The organism is Dyadobacter sp. CY327 (genome assembly GCF_021390415.1).
Classification (GTDB): Bacteria; Bacteroidota; Bacteroidia; order Cytophagales; family Spirosomataceae; genus Dyadobacter; species Dyadobacter chenhuakuii.
Map to the genome: position 1 here is coordinate 1,283,133 of NZ_JAJUXJ010000007.1, position 19,008 is coordinate 1,302,140.

At 47.4% G+C, this 19,008-nt stretch carries 13 protein-coding genes; 6 read left to right on the forward strand and 7 right to left on the reverse strand.

All coding sequences use genetic code 11. The features are described 5' to 3' along the window. Window positions 1-84: 84 nt before the first annotated feature. Window positions 85-1,167 (forward strand): calcium:proton antiporter, encoded by a 1,083-nt coding sequence (locus LZG74_RS21735; protein WP_233798595.1) that lies wholly within the window; start codon window positions 85-87, stop codon window positions 1,165-1,167. Between the two features lie 381 nt (window positions 1,168-1,548). Here the strand turns inward: LZG74_RS21735 and LZG74_RS21740 are convergent, their stop codons facing one another. Together LZG74_RS21740 and LZG74_RS21745 are read right to left on the reverse strand one after the other, a co-directional pair. After that, a complete protein-coding gene (locus LZG74_RS21740) occupies window positions 1,549-2,172 on the reverse strand; it encodes a DUF4468 domain-containing protein (protein WP_233798596.1) in 624 nt (207 codons plus the stop codon). A gap of 105 nt (window positions 2,173-2,277) precedes the next feature. Continuing rightward, window positions 2,278-3,252 carry a tyrosine-protein phosphatase gene (locus LZG74_RS21745; RefSeq protein ID WP_233798597.1) on the reverse strand — a complete coding sequence of 325 codons (975 nt, stop codon included), beginning with the start codon at window positions 3,250-3,252 and terminating at the stop codon, window positions 2,278-2,280. Between the two features lie 131 nt (window positions 3,253-3,383). Between LZG74_RS21745 and LZG74_RS21750 the strand changes: the two genes are divergently transcribed. From LZG74_RS21750 to LZG74_RS21770, 5 genes are all read left to right on the forward strand, one after another. After that, window positions 3,384-4,625, forward strand: a complete 1,242-nt coding sequence (locus LZG74_RS21750; RefSeq protein ID WP_233798598.1) for a PQQ-dependent sugar dehydrogenase — start codon at window positions 3,384-3,386, stop codon at window positions 4,623-4,625. Window positions 4,626-4,795: 170 nt separating this feature from the next. Continuing rightward, a complete protein-coding gene (locus LZG74_RS21755; protein ID WP_233798599.1) occupies window positions 4,796-5,923 on the forward strand; it encodes an AI-2E family transporter in 1,128 nt (375 codons plus the stop codon). Between the two features lie 317 nt (window positions 5,924-6,240). After that, the gene (locus LZG74_RS21760) at window positions 6,241-7,323 is read left to right on the forward strand and encodes an efflux RND transporter periplasmic adaptor subunit (protein ID WP_233798600.1); all 1,083 of its coding nucleotides are present in this window, start codon (window positions 6,241-6,243) and stop codon (window positions 7,321-7,323) included. Window positions 7,324-7,351: 28 nt separating this feature from the next. Continuing rightward, complete coding sequence (locus LZG74_RS21765) at window positions 7,352-10,558, forward strand: efflux RND transporter permease subunit (RefSeq protein WP_233792103.1); 3,207 nt, start codon at window positions 7,352-7,354, stop codon at window positions 10,556-10,558. Then, on the forward strand, window positions 10,548-11,987 hold the full coding sequence (locus LZG74_RS21770) for a TolC family protein (protein ID WP_233798830.1): 1,440 nt from the start codon (window positions 10,548-10,550) through the stop codon (window positions 11,985-11,987). The genes LZG74_RS21765 and LZG74_RS21770 overlap by 11 nt, the downstream gene beginning before the upstream one ends. 713 nt (window positions 11,988-12,700) lie before the next feature. Here LZG74_RS21770 and LZG74_RS21775 read toward each other — a convergent pair. From LZG74_RS21775 to LZG74_RS21795, 5 genes are all read right to left on the reverse strand, one after another. Continuing rightward, the gene (locus tag LZG74_RS21775) at window positions 12,701-13,417 is read right to left on the reverse strand and encodes a DUF4198 domain-containing protein (RefSeq protein WP_233798601.1); all 717 of its coding nucleotides are present in this window, start codon (window positions 13,415-13,417) and stop codon (window positions 12,701-12,703) included. A gap of 33 nt (window positions 13,418-13,450) precedes the next feature. Then, a complete protein-coding gene (locus tag LZG74_RS21780) occupies window positions 13,451-14,713 on the reverse strand; it encodes a PepSY domain-containing protein (protein WP_233798602.1) in 1,263 nt (420 codons plus the stop codon). Between the two features lie 46 nt (window positions 14,714-14,759). Next, complete coding sequence (locus LZG74_RS21785) at window positions 14,760-16,007, reverse strand: DUF4374 domain-containing protein (RefSeq protein WP_233798603.1); 1,248 nt, start codon at window positions 16,005-16,007, stop codon at window positions 14,760-14,762. A 35-nt stretch (window positions 16,008-16,042) separates the two neighbouring features. After that, window positions 16,043-18,412, reverse strand: coding sequence for a TonB-dependent receptor (locus tag LZG74_RS21790; RefSeq protein WP_233798604.1), 2,370 nt, complete (start codon window positions 18,410-18,412; stop codon window positions 16,043-16,045). Between the two features lie 215 nt (window positions 18,413-18,627). Beyond that, window positions 18,628-18,984, reverse strand: coding sequence for a VOC family protein (locus tag LZG74_RS21795; protein WP_026628982.1), 357 nt, complete (start codon window positions 18,982-18,984; stop codon window positions 18,628-18,630). Window positions 18,985-19,008 lie beyond the last annotated feature (24 nt).

Consider the following 19,008-nt stretch of genomic DNA (forward strand, 5'->3'; position numbering starts at 1 on the left):
ATTCCAGACAAACTAACGTCTTTATTGCCTTCAGTACGACTTTACAACAAGTCCTAAGGCTTGTCTTCACTAAAATTTGGTTTCATGAAGTCTAAACTCTCGCTGCCACGCTGGTCTATCATAACCCCTATTCTGGCGTGGCTTCTTTACTATGGTAAATCTTTCGAGTTCGGTAGTGTATACGACGTGTTCCTCGCCTTTGGACTAATAGGTGTAGTGCTGGCAGCAGTGCACCATGCCGAAGTAATTGCGCACCGCGTGGGCGAACCAGCCGGAACACTCGTTCTTGCCATTGCTATTACAATTATTGAAGTGGCTTTAATTGTTTCGCTGATGCTCGCAGGCGGCGCCGAAACGGCTGCGCTTGCCAGGGACACGGTTTTTGCTGCGATTATGATTATTCTTACTGGGATTATCGGGCTATGCCTGCTTGTGGGCGGTTATCGGTATCAGGAGCAGCAATTTGGGAAGTTCGGCGTAAGTGCTGCCTTGGTGACGCTTACCGCGATTTCCGTACTCACATTGGTTTTACCCAATTACACGACCAGCGTTATCGGGCCTGTTTACAACAATAGCCAGCTTATTTTCGTAGCGATCATCTCGCTGGTGCTTTACGGCACATTTGTCATGGTGCAGACCGTCCGTCACCGCGCCTACTTTCTCCCGGAAATCGTCGACGCAAAAATAGAAACACCTGCCGATCCGCCCTCGAATCAGGTGACGTTAATCAGCACTGTTTTGCTGCTGGTATGCCTCGTTGCGGTGGTGCTGCTGGCGAAAATGCTGGCACCTACTATTGAAAGTTTCGTTGTAGACATGGGTGCTCCCAAGTCGCTTGTGGGGGTCATTGTTGCTGCTGTGATTCTGTTGCCGGAAGGTTTAGCGGCGTTAAGGGCTGCAAAGAAAAACCGGCTGCAGATCAGTTTGAACCTCGCACTGGGGTCTGCACTCGCGAGTATCGGCCTTACCATTCCCGTTGTAGCAGTAGTATCCATATTCACCGGCCTGACTATCACCCTGGGCATCGACACGAAATCCACGCTCCTGCTCATTCTGTCCCTTTTCACCGTAGCCCTATCCTTTGGGACCGGAAAAACCACCGTCATGCAAGGCGTAGTCCTCCTGGTCATTTTCGCAGTGTATCTGTTCACTACGATTGTGCCTTGAAAAGGGCTCGCCCGTAGAGCGGCGATCTCACATTGATCACCATATAAAACAAAAAGGGAAGCAAGCTTCCCTTTTTGTTTTGATTAACCTAATCGATTATTCAACAATAATGTCTTTGTGCGATGTAGTCATAGTATTATGTGGTTAGTTCAACAAAAACTTTAAAGCAATGTATTAATGTTTGATTGACCAATAAGTAAAGTTATCAAATGAGTAAAATGTTCTTCATTAACGCCGTCCTGCTTTTAATCTACAACAAGGTAACTAGCAAAGCTTATTACAAGCTTTCCAGCAGGTAAGGTTAACGAACCTTTTAAACAAAATGAATTCTATTTATTCTTCGGAAAAGCATTTATCAAAAGGAAAGAATTTTACTCAACCTCACTTCGCAGCCAGCGAGCCGGGACCCAGCACTGCTTCGCGGAGGCCGTTTTGGATCATGGTGAATTGGAGGTCCATCAGGTAGTGGGATTTGTGATAGTCTTGCAGGACGGACTTGATGTTGCGGCGCTGCTGGTACAGCTTAGCCTTGGCCTTTTTGCTTTTAGTAATGGAAATCTCGCGACCAATGTCGTCGATATGTTTACCGTACATGCCGATGTTTGAAAAATCTGCATCTGCCGATGTGTAGTCAGCCGAAACGGCATTGCGCGTCTTTACATTGTTAATGGTGCAGTTGTAAAATCCATCCTTAATATCAACCTGGACGCGGTAACTGAATGATTTGAAACTTTCGGAAACGATCGGTTCCTGGTCCTGGAAAACGATCCTGCCTAAACCCGCATCCTCAACCCTTATCACCTCACGATAATTGGGATAGGTCCTTCGTATCCAGGCCCTCGCAGCGCTAAAAGCCTTATCGCGTGACTGGCCGGTTTGAACTGATTTGGTCTGGGTGATTTCGCCGGTGAACCGGTCGTAGGGCAAGCCTGACTTCTGTGCGAAGCTTGGCGTGAACAGATTCAGGGCAACAATGAAGAGCGTTGAGAGTAGAGGGTATTTCATTACAGACTAGAGAGTATATATTTATCGGTAATGATAAGAATTATAGAAAATCTTTCAAAATTTATGTAGATAAACTTGGATGTTTTTGTTACCGGAAGGCACTTTTTACATCTTTTCCTGATAAGTAAGCCTTTCAATGAGCAGTTCTCTGCGTTTTTGGTCGATACCTAGCTGATTTTTGATAAACTGCTCTATCCCGCCATACTTTTTATCAATAGTCTCGAAAGTAGCATTGATAAATCGCTCGTCTACGGTGATAAACACTTCTACCGCTTTCAGATCCATTTTGCGTTTGATGATTTTCCCCAATTTAGCTTTCCGCAATGTGCTTTCTGTGTGCTCCTGGCGATAATAATTGGACAGTAAATATTCATTCACTATTGTCTCCCGGTCGACTTTCAGGATAGATAATATCAATGCGGAAATAATGCCTGTACGGTCTTTTCCTGCCGAACAATGATATACGACCGGCGCATCAGAATCCAGAATATCCTGCATAATTTCCCGCAATGCATTCACATTCAAGGATACAGCATCTTCATAAAACTGGATTGTTTTGTCAAATGCCTGCTGTTCCGAAATCTGGCCGTTGATCACTTTTGTTTTTAACTGCGCAATTTCCCCCTCTTTGTCTTCGACCGTTGGCGTATGGAAATATTTGACATTCGGTGGCAAGCGATCCTCTTTACCTTTAATCTCATGATCGGTGCGCAGGTCGTATACGCTGGCAATGTGCAGTGAATTCAACTTGTCAAATTCGCCTTCATCCAGGCTGGCCAGATTTCCCGAGCGGTAGATCTTGCCTAAGCGGACTATCCTTCCATCTTTGGTTTTAAGACCGCCTATGTCTCTGAAATTCAGTGTGTTTCCGAAAGGAATGTATCGTTTAGCTAACAGTAACGAATCTTCCCCGTGAACAACCTGACGATAAGCCGATTTCCCGTCATGATTCTCCGAAACACTGACTTTGCAAGCTGTAAGCGCAATCCCGGCCAGAAAAATATACAATGTTCCCCTTGCGCTGAGAAATAACAATTTTGGAAAAATGAAACCACTTTTCCCGCCTGCTTCATTTGCCATTGGCATCCTGTTTTTTTGAAAGATATTCTTTTATTTTGATCCTAAAATCGATATTTGCCGTTATGCTTTGAAATGGATGTGTCAAATCCGTCGGTCTAAAATCTCATTTATAAACCTCTAACTTAGAACAAATGTCTAAAAGTATTCTGTTAACCCTGGCGGGAGCAGCTTTTGTTATCGCTTCATGCCAAAACAAATCGTCCGAAAATTCGGATGCTGCTGAAAAAGATACCACGGCTACGGCCGGCGCTCCCGTCGAAACCCAAAAAGCCAATTCAGATTACAAACCTTCTTTCGAGGGACAGACAAGAATTGGAAGTGTAAAATCAACAACGGCATATGAAGGTAAAGTTCTCACCAGCGACCTAAAAAATCCTTGGGGTGTTACCACCTTGCCGGACGGACGTTTGATCATTACAGAAAAAGCAGGAACAATGCGCATCGCCACCACCGATGGAAAGGTAAGCGCACCAATTACAGGCATTCCCGCTGTGAATGCAGAAGGACAAGGCGGTTTGCTGGGCATCCGTGTTGACCCTGAATTTGATAAAAACAGAATGGTTTACTGGGTCTTTGCAGAAAAACAACCCGGCGGTAACCTGACTTCCGTAGCGAAAGGAAAACTGTCAGCAGACGAGAAAAAAATCGAAGGCGCAACGGTTATTTACCGCGCTACACCCGCATTTCCAAGCAACCTGCACTACGGCGGAAGGATTTTATTTGACAAACAAGGCGACCTTGTCATCAGCACAGGCGAGCGCTCAGACACTGTTTCGAGACCGCAGGCGCAGCATTTAAATTCCAGCCTGGGCAAAGTGATCCGCATTACCAAGGATGGCAAACCGGTGAAAGGCAATCCGTTTGAAGGCAAAGCGGGCGCGAAACCAGAGCTGTATTCTTATGGCCACCGCAATGTCCAGGGATTGGCGTTCCACCCTGTTTCGGGTGATCTTTGGGAAGTTGAGTTTGGCCCAAGAGGCGGTGACGAGCTGAACCGCGTTGAAGCTGGAAAAAACTACGGCTGGCCGACCATTACTTACGGAATCGAATACAGCGGCAAGAAAATCGGTGATTCGATCCAGGTGAAAGAAGGCATGGAGCAACCGGTTTACTACTGGGATCCCGTGGTTTCGCCGAGCGGCATCACATTTTACAGCAGCGACAGCATTCCGGAATGGAAAAATAACCTTTTCATCGGCGGATTGAGCAGCATGCACATTGTGAGACTGGTAATCGAAAATAACAAAGTTGTAGGTGAAGAAAGGTTGCTAGCTTCCGAAGGACAGCGTTTCCGTGACATTACCGAAGGGAAAGACGGCGCATTATACGCCGTGACCGATCAGGGGAAACTGTATCGCATTTTCAAAAAATAACAAAGCATTCGTAAAAATTACACGGCGCCGGTGAGCAATCATCCGGCGCCGTTTTTTTATAATTAAAGTGCTCAGTGGTTACATTCTGAGCGCATTAGGCGGCACGTCGTCGGGCATGGTATTTATATCTTTTGGTTTTGAATAAATTTCCGAAGTACTCATACACCATCATGATCCGATTTTCCAATCACCTCAAAAGCGTAAGTCTGGCTGCATCTTTATTGAGCCTTGTTTTAATTATTGCCCTCCTATATGTGTTGCAAAGCGTTTTAATCCCGCTTTTATTTTCCATTCTGCTAGCCATTTCACTATTTCCTATCACCCGCTTTTTTGAAAAATATAAATTAAGCCGAGCAACGGCTTCCATCCTTTCCGTACTGGTGGCCATTGTGCTCATTTCATTCCTGATCTGGTTTATAGTGCATCAGGTGATCGTGATCGGTGCTAACGGGAACGACCTGCAACTGCGTTTTATGCACATCCTGGAAACGATCCAGAAATGGGTAACCATGCGTTTTGGCATTGAAGAGGGTGAAATCACGAAGCAGATCACAGGATTCTCCAATCGGGTTGTGAGCAATGCCGGGACCATTCTCAGCACTGCTTTTGGCTCGGTAGGCGGCATTCTGGCGGGGGTGATCATTGTGCCGTTGTTCACCTTTTTCCTTCTGTACTACCGCGATTTCTTCCGTGAGTTTTTCTTTCACGCATTTGCGTCCGCATCCAAAGAAGTGGTCAGTGACGTGCTTGACAAGATTTATTATGTTGTACAAAGTTACCTGGTTGGACTTGTAACGGTTATGGGCATCGTCGCGATCCTGAATACGGTTGGTCTGCTGGTTTTGGGCATTCCCTATGCATGGTTCTTCGGTATCCTGGCTTCGCTGTTGATGTTGCTTCCCTATATTGGCATTGCGATCGGCTCGGTGCTTCCGGCTTTGTTTGCTCTGGCTACCAAAGATAGCGCATGGTATGCAGTGGGTGTGGTTGCCTGGTTTCAGGTTGTGCAGTTTTTGGAAGGCAACTTCCTTACGCCCAACATTGTAGGTGGAAAAGTAAGCATTAACCCGCTAATGGCGCTTGTAGGATTGCTTTTAGGCGGTATGCTTTTCGGTCTGGCCGGTTTGATCCTCGCTATCCCGATCACCGCTGTTTTGAAAGTGGTTTTTGATGCCATTCCATCTATGAAAGCCTACGGATTCCTCATCGGAGAACCCGAAAAATATCACCTCAAGCGCTTTTCCAACAAGATCATCATGAAGCGCTGGAAAATCAACCAGGTCCCGAACCAGGAATAGATGATCCTGATCCGGGTCAGAGTTAAAATCCTATACATTAAAAAATGCCGCACTAACCTGCGGCATTTTTTATTTTAATGCCTTTTTAACTTGCTTTTAACTTGCTATTAACGGTAATGTGCGGTTTTTGTATCGGTATTAGTTAAATCCAATTCTGCAAAAAGAGAAACCCTCATTTCAATGAACAACGTGATCCTATTAGCGATGGTTTACATCTTGTCTCACAGAAATTTTATAATTCAGGGGTTACGATTTGATTCAATATCAGACAAAACCATGCGTAGTAAACCACATTTTATCAAATAGCAAATTACATCATGAAGAGAATTCTCATGGTCCTCAGTTTGTGTGCAACCCTGTTCCACACAAGTTGTGAATCCAAAAAAGAAGAAAAAGAAGAAGAAGTTAAGTTCCTGGTGACAAGCCCCTTGCAAAGAGACACATTGGTTACCAAGGAATATGTAAGCCAGATCCGGGCGATCAGCCACATTGAGCTGCGTGCTTTGGAAAGAGGTTATTTACAAAACATCTATGTGGACGAAGGTCAGACCGTTAAAAAAGGCCAGCTGATGTTCAAGATCATGCCGATGCTTTATCAGGCTGAACAACAAAAAGCACAGGCGGAAGCCAATTTTGCAGAGATCGAATTTAAAAACACCAAGTCGCTGGCCGACAGCAATGTGGTTTCCAAAAACGAGCTGGCACTTGCCAAAGCCAAATTGGACAAAGCCAAAGCAGAACTGGGATTAGCCACAACGCACCTGGGCTTCACCGAAATCCGCGCGCCATTCAACGGCATCATGGACCATTTTCAAGTGAGATTGGGAAGCTTGTTGGACGAAGGGGATTTGCTGACAACATTGTCTGACAACAGCGAAATGTGGGTTTATTTCAATGTCCCGGAAGCTGAATATCTGGATTACAAAGCCAACGAAGCCACAGCCGGCATGCTCAATGTGAACCTGCGCATGGCCAACAACCAAATGTTCCCGCACTCCGGATCTGTAAAAACGATTGAGGCTGATTTCAACAACGAGACTGGTAACATCGCTTTCAGGGCTACATTCCCTAATCCGAAACGACTGCTGAGACACGGTGAAACTGGAAATGTGTTAGTAACCGTGCCGATGAAAAATGCCTTGCTGATCCCGCAAAAAGCCACTTTCGAGGTTCTGGAAAAGAAATACGTGTATGTGGTGGATAAAGACAACAAGATCCGTTCGAGGGAAATAGAAATCGAAGCTGAGCTTCCTCACATTTTCGTAGTGAAATCCGGTCTGAAAGCCGATGAGAAAATCCTGCTGGAAGGTTTGCGCCAGGTGAAAGAGAACGAAAAGATCCACTCTACTTTCGTAAAACCTGATTCTGTGATTTCCAATCTGAGTCTGTACGCCGAATAGTCCGCTATCTTAACAAGCACAAAACGACATGTTTAATCAATTCATAAGAAGACCTGTATTTGCAATCGTGATCTCGATCATGATCGTATTTATAGGCATCCTGGCAATTGAGAAATTACCCATTTCCCAGTTCCCGGACATTGCCCCTACAACCGTCAATATCTTTATCGCCTACCCTGGCGCGAGTGCCGATGTGTTGGTAAAATCAACTTTGATCACCCTTGAACAGGCCATTAACGGAGTTCAGGATATGCGGTACATTGCTACTGATGCAACGAGTGCGGGGGAGGCGACGCTCAGGATCATCTTCGAGCCCGGCACCGACCCGAACGTGGCCGTTATCCGGGTAAAAACCAGGGTTGACCAGGTTATGCCGCTTTTGCCGGAACTAGTTCAGCGTGAAGGGGTTATTATCTCACCCGTTCAGCCTAGTATGCTGATGTATGTCAATCTTTATTCAAAAGATAAGAGCATTGACGAAAAATTCCTGTTCAACTACGCAACGGTAAAAATGATCCCCGAAATCCAACGGACCAAAGGGATTGCAAGAGCGCAAATCTTAGGTTCAAGGAGATATGCAATGCGTCTCTGGCTGAATCCGGAGCGTATGCGTGCTTACAATATTTCTACGGAGGAAGTAATGAAGGCGGTGGGCGAACAAAGTATCGTTGGTCGTCCGGGTCGTATCGGGCAAAGCTCCGGTATCGCGGCCCAGTCGCTGGAATATGTGCTTACTTACAAAGGTCGCTACGACAAGCCCGAAGAATACGAAAACATCATTGTACGCGCCAATGCGCAGGGTGAAAGCGTTCATTTGCGTGACATTGCGAAAGTGGAACTCGGTTCTGAATTCTTTGACATTTACTCCAACCTAGACGGCCATCCTTCGGCAGCGATCGTGTTGCGCCAAAACTACGGAAGTAACGCGAGCGACGTAATTGAAGAGGTGAAAAAGAAGCTGGATGTGATGAAAGAATCCTTCCCTCCGGGCGTGGATTACAAGATCAGTTATGACGTTTCTCAATTCCTGGACGCGTCTATAGAGCAGGTTATTGATACATTAAGGGATGCATTTATCCTTGTTGCGCTTGTCGTATTCATATTTCTTGGCGACTGGCGTTCCACATTGATCCCGATCCTGGCTGTGCCGGTTTCGCTGATCGGGGCATTCTTTGTGATACAGGCTTTCGGGCTTTCGATCAACCTGATTACGCTTTTTGCGCTTGTACTTGCGATTGGTATTGTGGTCGATGATGCGATTGTCGTCGTCGAGGCCGTCCATGCGAAGTTTGAGGAAGAGCCGGGGATTTCCCCTTTTAATGCGGTGAAAAAAGTGCTTGGTGAGATCAGCGGTGCCATTATCGCGATCACGGCCGTTATGGTTTCGGTATTCCTTCCGATCTCGTTCATGTCCGGTCCGGTCGGCACATTCTACCGGCAGTTCTCTATTACCATGGCCAGCTCTATCGTTATTTCTGCACTTATCGCCTTGACGTTGACGCCGGTTTTATGTGCAATGTTGCTTCAAAATCACCACGGTCACCAGAAGAAGAAGAACTTCCTTACCAAAGGGCTTGATGCTTTTAACAGAACATTTGATAAGCTGACAGGAAGATATGTGAGCCTGCTGAAACGCATTGTGAGCCGCAGGGTTGTAACCTGGGTTGTTTTACTGGGCTTCTGCGCAGGGATTGTTTTTGTAAACAAAATTTTGCCCGCAGGTTTTATTCCAAATGAAGATCAAAGCACGATCTACGCGATCATTCAGACGCCTCCGGGATCCACTTTGGAAAAAACGAATGAAGTTTCCCGCCGTCTTCAAAAGATATGCGAAGAAGTGGAAGGAATCGAATCGGTTTCGTCACTGGCAGGTTATGAGATCATGACAGAAGGCCGCGGTTCCAATGCGGGAACGTGTTTGATCAACTTGAAACCTTGGCACGACCGCAAGCAGAATGTGAAAGAGATTATGGAAGAACTGGAAAAAGAAACGCGCGGTCTTGGTGCCGTAGTCGAATTCTTCGAACCACCAGCGATCCCGGGTTTTGGTACATCCGGCGGTTTCTCGATGCGTCTTTTGGATAAAACTTCTGACACCGATTACGCAGAATTTGACAAGATCAACAAGAAATTCATGGATGACCTTGCGAAACGTCCTGAGCTTACGGGCTTGTTCACATTCTTCGCAGCGAACTATCCGCAGTATGAATTGCAGATCGATAACCAGCTTGCGATGCAAAAAGGCGTGTCGATTGGAAAAGCGATGGACAACCTGAACATTATGATCGGTAGTACATATGAGCAGGGTTTCACCAGGTTCAACCAGTTCTTTAAAGTGTACGTGCAGTCTGACCCAAGTTTCAGAAGGCTTCCTTCCGATCTTTTGAAATTGTTTGTGAAAAACGACGCAGGCGAAATGGTGCCTTACTCTTCCTTCATGACATTGAAAAAAGGTCAGGGACCTAACGAGATCACGCGTTTCAACCTCTATAATTCAGCTGCGATCCAAGGTCTTCCGGCCAAAGGTTACACCACGGCTGATGCCATTCAGGCGATCCGCGAAGTGGCTGCTAAAACTTTGCCGCAGGGTTATGACATTGCATTTGAAGGTCTTTCTTATGACGAATCGATCCGTGGAAATGAGTCGCTGGTTGTGTTTGCGATCGTATTAGCCTTCGTTTATTTCGTGTTGGCAGCGCAGTATGAGAGCTTTATTATTCCTTTTGCAGTTGTGTTGTCATTGCCGGTTGGAGTTTTTGGTTCTTTCCTTTTGCTCAAATTAATGGGCTTGGAAAACAACATTTATGCGCAGATCGGTTTGATCATGCTCGTCGGGTTGCTTGGTAAAAACGCCGTACTGATCGTCGAGTTTGCCGTTCAGAAGCGGTCGCAGGGGGAAACAATCCTGAATGCTGCTATCGAAGGTGCCCGGGTTCGTTTCCGTCCTATTTTGATGACTTCGTTCGCGTTCGTTGCCGGTTTGATCCCGTTGATCATTGCCACAGGTGCCGGTGCGATCGGTAACCGTACAATCGGTGCGTCAGCGATGGGCGGGATGCTTTTCGGGACCATCTTCGGGGTGATCATTATCCCTGGATTGTACTACATCTTTGGCACCCTTGCCGACGGCAGAAAAATGATTAAAGACGAGGAAGACGGCTCGCTTACCGAACAATTCGTTCACGCAGTCGACATTTTCCCTCACACTCAAGAAACTCAAAATGATGAGCAATAAAAGAATATTGACGTGGGTGGGGATCACTTTAAGTGCCCTCACCTACACCGCCTGCAACGCCCCTTCTCAGGTCCAGCGATCTCCTAACAAAACATTATCAGCTGCCTACAATGGTCAGGCAGCTGATTCCACAAACAATGTGGGCAAAATGAAATGGAAGGATTATTTCACCGATCCACAACTTGCTGCCCTGATTGACACGGCGTTAAACAACAACCAGGAGCTGAACATTACATTGCAAGAAATCGAGATCTCACGAAACGAGATCCGCGCCCGGAAAGGGGAATATCTGCCTTTCGTAGGTTTGAGAGGCGGAGCCGGCATTGAAAAAGCTGGTCGTTACACGCAAGTGGGTTCCAGCGAAGCAACTACAGAAATCAAGCCGGGCAGAGAAACGCCCGAGCCATTGCCCGACTTCGTTGTGGCTGCTTATGCGCGCTGGGAAGTGGATATCTGGCACAAATTGCGTAATGCGAAAAAGGCTGCTGTGAACCGCTATTTGTCTTCGGTGGAAGGTAAAAATTTCATGATGACCAACATTGTCTCAGAGATCGCAAACTCCTATTACGAGCTTCTGGCACTGGACACGCAGCTGAACATTGTCACGCAGAACATTGAGATTCAAACCAATGCATTGCGGATTGTAAAAATGCAGAAAGAAGCAACGCGGGTTACGGAGCTGGCTGTACGCAGATTTGAGGCACAAGTGCTGAACACGCAAAATCGTCAGTATGCCATTCGTCAGCGCATTGTTGAAACAGAAAACCGGATCAATTTTCTTTTAGGACGATATCCGCAGCCTGTTTTGAGAAATGCTCAGAATTTTGAAAACAGCCTGCCAGCTGTCATCCACGCCGGAATCCCTTCCCAGCTGATGGAAAACCGTCCCGATGTCAGACAAGCGGAACAGGATCTGGAAGCTTCAAAACTGGATGTATTGGTTGCCCGGGCGAACTTTTATCCTTCACTAGGCCTGAATGCAGCGGTTGGTTTACAGGCATTCAATCCAATTTATCTTGGTAATGTTCCCAAATCACTGATGTCGACATTGGTAGCGGATCTGGCTGGCCCGCTGATCAATAAAAACGCGATCCAAGCTACGTATAAAAGCGCCAACGCACGTCAGATTCAGGCGATTTACAATTACGAGCGAACAGTTTTGAATGCTTACATTGAAGTGGTGAACCAGCTTTCCAACATCAGCAATCTGGAACAAAGCTACGCAACCAAATCCCAGGAAGTAGCGGCTTTGACGGAGTCAACCAACATTGCCAACCGACTTTTCACCTCAGCAAGAGCGGATTATGTTGAAGTGCTGTTAACCCAACGCGAGGCATTGGAATCCAGGTTCGACCTGATTGAAACCAAGATGCAGCAGATCAATGCGACAGTGAATATTTACCGCGCGCTTGGTGGGGGGTGGAATTGATTTAGTGCTTATCGGATACCGGCGGATTAAATCCGCCGGTAAAGATTAATCGGGCCTCAGGCCCTTTTTTTTGTCCTGAAAGAGCCAGAGGCTCGACCTATATCCTACCTGCGGGTTGAAACCCGCAGCAAGAAATCCACCGGGCCGATGGCCCTTTTCTCTGCACAACAAGAGCCAAAGGCTCGAACCATATCCTAACTGCGGGTTTAAACCCGCAGCAAGAAATCCGCCGGGCCGATGGCCCTTTATCTCTGCCCAACAAGAGCCAGAGGCTCGAACCATATCTAACTGCGGGTTGAAACCCGCAGCAAGAAACCCACCGGGCCGATGGCCCTTTTCTCTGCCCAAACAAGAGCCAGAGGCTCGACCCATATTCTAACTGCGGGTTTCAACCCGCAGCAAGAAACCCACCGGGCCGATGGCCCTTTTCTCTGCCCAACAAGAGCCAGAGGCTCGACCCATATTCTAACTGCGGGTTGAAACCCGCAGCAAGAAACCCACCGGGCCGATGGCCCTTTTCTCTGCCAAAACAAGAGCCAGAGGCTCGAACCATATCCTAACTGCGGGTTGAAACCCGCAGCAAAAAACCCGCCGGGCCGATGGCCCTTATCTCAGCCCAAACAAGAGCCAGAGGCTCGAACCATATCCTAACTGCGGGTTTCAACCCGCAGCAAAAACTCGCCAGTCCAATCGCCCTTTTCCCTCCTAAACCCTTACTTCTCCACCCCTACCAACAAAGTAGCGCAGCGCCAGATTGCTTTATAGGGCTTGCCGAAATGGTCTCCTTCGGTTTTTTCTGTGGTTGATGCTTCCAATTTGTAAATGCCGGGCCAGACGGGGGTGAATTCTGCGACACCATTGGCGCCTGAGTTTACATTGCGGTTCCAGCCGCTGGGTGAGGAAACGCTTACATGTAATTTTTCAGCGGGTTTTCCTTTCAAAATCGTGGCTAGCTGGGCCGGCTGATTTACTTTGAATGTTTTTCCGGCATCCGCAAAAACGCTGATTTCATTACCATTTGCGGCCGCTTCGTTGCCTGCCAGCGACTTTCCTACTTTCACAATAGCACCGGCGTTGAACTGGTAAATGGTCGATCCGCCCAGGTCTTTGGCTGCTTTGCTGATGGATAACGTGTATACGCCGTCTTTTTCCGGCGTAAATTCTGACATAAAATGATCTTCACCGGCTGTGACCGGAAGTTTCACTTTTTGCTTGTCTGGTGTGGTGAGCCATAGTTCGAATTCCTTTACGTCAGAATACCAGTCGGCGAGCTTTTCGGGCTTGTCGTCCGGCTCGGCGTAAACGATTTTTACACTTTGCTTTTGTCCTGCTTTACCCGTTGTGCTCGTTTCGATCCAGAGTGCGTGCGCAAACAAGTTGGCAGCACTGCAAAGCATGATCGCGGCGAAGAATATGATTTTTTGTAACATGATCATTGATTTTGAAATAGATAAATAAATCGGTCAGGAAACCCTGTCAGCGGGCTTTTGGATCCTGGGCTTGAATGTTCTTTTTTCCGAAATCACTTCGGTTACCAATGTGCTTTCGGCCATTTTGAGGTCTTTGGCTTTGGGTTTTTTGCCCTTTTTGCTGCCAAATCCTTTACGGTTCCACCAAACGATAAATCCTGTTACCGGCAAGGACGCGCCGATGAGCGAAGCCAGGAATGCAAGCACTTTGCCTGGAAAACCAAGGATGCTTCCTACGTGAATGTCGTAATTCATACGCCGTAGTTTCGCTCCGAAAGCAGCCTCTTCAAATGGCTTTCCATATATCGCATTCGGGGGCAATTGTTTGGCCGTGTGCTGGTCAAATGTGTAGCTGAGCGCGTTATAAAACTGGCCTGTGCTCGGATAAACGGTTACAAATATCGCAGATGACGCTTTTGCGGTGTCCGGAAAGCTGTAATAGAAGCCGTTCGATTCGGGATGTCTGGCGATTGTGGTTTGCCACGCTTTATCAATCGCCTGCTCTGGCGTAAAGAATTTGTGTGCATTCGTTGAGTCGGATTTTGTGCGGTCGCGGCCTTCAAGCGCCTGTCCGCCGGACGTAACCCAGTAAAGCCCTTTGCTATACCATTCAATGCCATAAACCATTCCGGTAAGCGCGATGGCCAGCAGGAAAAGGAGTGAATAAAATCCCAGCACATTGTGCAGGTCCAGGTTGATGCGCTTCCAGGTGCCGTTCCATTTGATCTTAAAACTCTTGTCGGTCGTACTTTTCGTCCATTTTTTGGGATACCACCAAATGAGACCCGTGATCAGCAAAATGACAAAAACCAATGTGCCGTAATTCACAACCGGGCGGCCGATCTCAAAAGGTAGCCATAAAAAACGGTGGCCATTCAGCACCCAGCGGAAGAAATCGGCCTCCCCTTTTTTGTGCACCTGCTCACTGATCACTTTTCCTGTGTAGGGATCCACGCGCAAGGTTACATTAGGTCCGCGACGCTCGCCCAGTCCCAGGTAAATTGCCCTGCCCTGCTGATAAGTGGCATAACTCATTTTCAAACCAGGGTATTTCTCTGCCCCGATCTTCATCAGCTGCGAAGGCATGAGCACGGCCTTATCCAGCTTCTCGATCCGGGTTTCGGGCTCCAAGAATCCCGTGATTTCGTCGTTGAAAACCCACACGCAGCCGGTTATACAAACAATGAAAACAATGATCCCCGAGATAAGGCCGAGCCAGAGATGCAGCCAGTTGTTGATTTTTTTGAAGGTAGACATGAAAAGCCCTGGTTTGAATGTGATAGGATTGTGGGTTGCCGAGCGGCTATTCGTAGTTCAGCACATTGATCGCCGTGATCACGCCGCCTTCTACTTTCAGGCCGCGCGTGCCTTTTGCTGCCACTGCGTCAACTTCATATACATAGCTCGCGCCGTCCGTTTGCGTGATGCCGATGTAACCAGCCTTTCCGTCTTTCGGTGTATAATTGGTTGTGGTAACGTTGGCAATGTTTGCCGCATCCGGCATGCCTTCGATCCATTTGAATGTTTGGTCGTAAACATTCACCGCTGCAAAGCGTTTTCCAATGGCATACGCGCCTTTTTCAGCCGGGCTTGTCATGGTTAGAATGAAATTCCCTTTGCCTACATAAAGCTGCGAGCTAATATTGTAACCACCTGCTGCCTGCTCCACATTGAATAAATAACTCTTGTCAAACTCAGTCGTTCCGGCCTTGATACGCACGATCGCAGACGGTTTCGTAGAGGTGATCTTGCCAGCGTTTGTCCCAACCGAAGCCGAATAAGCATACACATCGCCCTGCTCATCCACAGCCAGTCCATTATTGAAATAGCGGCCGATAAAACCGATGCGGTTGTCTTTGATCACTTTTTCAACGGTCAGTGCGGGATAGGAAAGCACCGCGATCCATGCGCTGTCCGGGTAAGCCGTCCCGAAAGCGTCTGGAGCCACGCCTTTGATGCTCATATAGGGCGCATAAACCTTGTCGCCGACCTGCGTAGCCCACGTAAAATGTGCGCGTTCGCCATTACCAGCCAGTTTTACAATGTTAACCTGCGCCTCGCCTACGATTTTGGACTGTGCTGCATCAATGCGGTAAAAAGAAGCGCTTTCATTGCCTGAACGCGGCACTTTAATGGTTAGCACGTCATCTGCAACCGGTGCAAAAACCTGAACAGTCTCGGCCTGAAAATCAGAAACTTTGTTAAGTTCTCCCTTGCCGTCAAGGTTGTAAGTGGTCACTGCGCCGGGGTTTCCCTGTCCGTAAAGCAGACTAAAAAAGCGGTTTTTGTGCGTGACATAATAGCGGTAAGTGCCGTCCTGTTCTTTGCCATTTCCAACTGTGGACACAGTGCCCGAAGTCAGGCTTTCGGCTGTCAGCAAATAGTCGGCGATGCCCGTCGAGCCCACTGGAAGTGCCGAGATCACGTATTTGGTTTTGCCTCCTTCACCACCGCCTGGTGTAGGATTAACCTTGTTGTCGTCGCTGGTGCAGGCTGCCAGGAATATGCCGAGGCCAAGGCCCAGCGTAATGCTTTTGATTGCGCTTTTCATTTTTTGGATTAGAATAAAATATATGTAGTAGAAAATTATTTACTGATAAAGTACCGGAGCTTCGCATAGAAGCCGCGACTCGGTTTTTGCAAGCTGAAATTGTCGTAAAGCCTGGCATCGAGCAGGTTTTTGCATTCCAGTGAAACATTGTATTTCCCGTTTGCCATGGCATATACAATGTTCACATCATGGCTCAGCTGGCGAGGAATGTCGAGCTTGTCACTGCCCAGGCTCGGCCAGTAGAGATAGTAAGCATGCACGTAAAGCAGGTTGTAGCCGAAAGTCAGTGTGTTCCCTTTTGCACCAAAATCTTTGAGAAAAACAGAAGCATCCGCATTGCCGAAAAGGAACGGCATATTGGGAATCCGGTCGCGGTAAAGCGGGCTTTCGGTGGTGTAGCCATCCTCAAAACGCGTGTTGTTGCGCAGGTCCTGGTAAGTGAGGTTCACGCCTGCCGTGAAAAGTTGTTTGAACGAATAGCGCACTTCGCCATCGACGCCAAAGTTGGTCACATCGGCCAGGTTGTCCATCACCTGCTTGGTCTGGTTGGCATTCAGTTTGGAGCGGATAAAGCCTTGTGCGTTGCGGTAAAGCACATTTGCATCCACATTCACACGGTGAATTTTGTTGAACTGCGTCTGGTAACTGAAACCCAGGTTATAGTTGTCGCTGCTTTCGGGATCGAGGTCAATGTTGCCTTCCAGGTTGAGTAAATCACCGTAAAGCTCATCGGTTTCGGGGAGGCGATAGCTTTTTTCATACGAACCTTTCAACTGCAAATTTTTCAGTAAAAAGAATGTCGACGCGATGCCGTAACCGAACTTATCAAAACGATTTTTCTGGATTTTATACGCCACGTCACCATATACACCGGTAGGATTATACGTAACCGAGAATTTGTTGAATTGTGAAAACTGTTTGAAGAAAAGTGATGTGTTCCAGCGCTCACTGTAATCGAACTTGTAGCCTAGCCCCAGCACATTCTTGGTGTTAAAGCGAGGCTGCTCGTAACGGTCGGCATCCGGGTAAAGTTCGTCGCGGCCCTTCCTGTTAAAAGTGTTATAAACGTTGTTGATCGTGATGGAATGCTTGTCACTGAGCTGGTAAGTGGCATTTGCGGTGACCAGACCATTGTTGTTGCGGAATTTGTAAAGGGAACGCTCGCGCTCGCTGCCCAGTCCTTCGTATTGTTTGAATTGCTGAAACCAGTTATACCGGCGGTAAACCGTATCCACATTCTGTTCCTGCCCCAGGTTATAATTAGCGGAAAGACTCACATTCAACCCCTTAACAAAAAGATCCTTTTTTTGATATTTCAAACTCGGCATAACAATGTTGCCCTTGCGGTGCCAGGCGCCGAAGACACTCACCATGCGTGCGCCGGTCTGAATTTCAGCACGGTTCTGGCCCAGCGTTATGCCGAAAAGCAGTTTGTCTGCAAACTTTTTCCCGACCACACCCACATTTGCGATGATTGTTTCATTATGGTAATTATCATGAAAACGGCGCAAACGCTGGTTCTTGAAGTATTCGCCCGTGTTCACATCAGCCACATCTACATTGATCCAGTAATTGTTGTCCGAATAATTCTGGAAAGCATTCAGCTGAAATGTAAAACCCGATTTCCCCGTAAAACCCGCATTAATGCCCGTGCGGTGCGTGTTGAATGATCCATAGGAATAAGATGCATCGAGATAAGTGTTCTGCCGCGAGCCCGTGACAATGTTCACCGCGCCGCCGAGTGCATCCGAGCCCAGCCAGATCGGCACCACGCCTTTATAAACCTCCACCCTTTCGGCTAGGTTAATGGGAATGTTGTTGAGCTGGAATGACGAGCCGAAATTATCCATAGGAACGCCGTCCAGAAAAAATTTCACCTGACGGCCTGTGAAACCATTGAGCGAAAAATTCATATTCGACCCTACCCCACCACTTTCCCGAACGCGGACGCCCGAAACACGGTCGAGCGCATGGGACAGGTCGAGCGTTGAGTTCTGGAGTTTTTTGGCATCAATGGCTGTAACATTGTAGGCCTGCCTGTTAACCTCCTTTGCCTCCGAACGGCCGATCACCGAAACCGATTCAAGTTCCTGGGAAATGGCTTTGAGGCGGAAGTTTGCCTGCGCATTTTCTCCGTCTTTCAGGTTCATTTGTTTGGTTTCAGGCTCAAAACCAAGGAAAGAAATCACGAGTGTGCATGGCCCGGCGGGTAAATTTTCCAATGCATATCTCGCTTTCGCATCTGAAAATGTTCCCTTGGTTACACCGGAAATGGTGATGGATGCGCCGGGCAGCAGCTCGCCGTCATCCGACCGGACCGTCCCTCTAAGACTGGCCGTTTGCGCAAAAGATGCGCAGGAACAGGCGCATAATATGCCTGTCAACAAGATTTTTATAACTTGCATTACTTTTAATTTTTGACGACTTTAAAAGTGAACATGCTTCGGCATGTTTTGGCCGTACGGTTGGCGCCGTACGGCCTTTTTTTGTGGTTACTCGGCTAGGTTATGGGAAATGTTTATGCATATAACTATTTAGACTAATTATAATTTATGCCTCAAAAGTAACCGTGAATCGCGTAAAAGCAATCGTTCAGACAAAATATTTTTGCATCATTGCCTTACTCAGACCAAACCGCCAGCTCGTTATCGTCCGGATCTGTGAACTGAAAACGCTTTCCGCCAGGGAATTCGAAGATATCCTGAGTGAGGACACCGCCCGCTTTCAGCACCTTCTTTTTCGTGGATTCGATATCATCTGAATAAAGAATCACCAGGATGCTTCCCCGGACCGGCGTGCCGATGGTGAAGCCGCCATCCACATAATCTCCCGAAAAAGCCGTGTATTCCGGACCATAGTCAGTGAATGTCCAGTCAAAACTTTCGGAGTAGAACTGTTTCACCTTTTCCAGATCCTTTGAAAGGAATTCAATGTACTGAATTTGCTCATGCCGCTCGCGGCTTTCTGTTTGTCCCATTGTTCTATTTTAATTTATAATGTG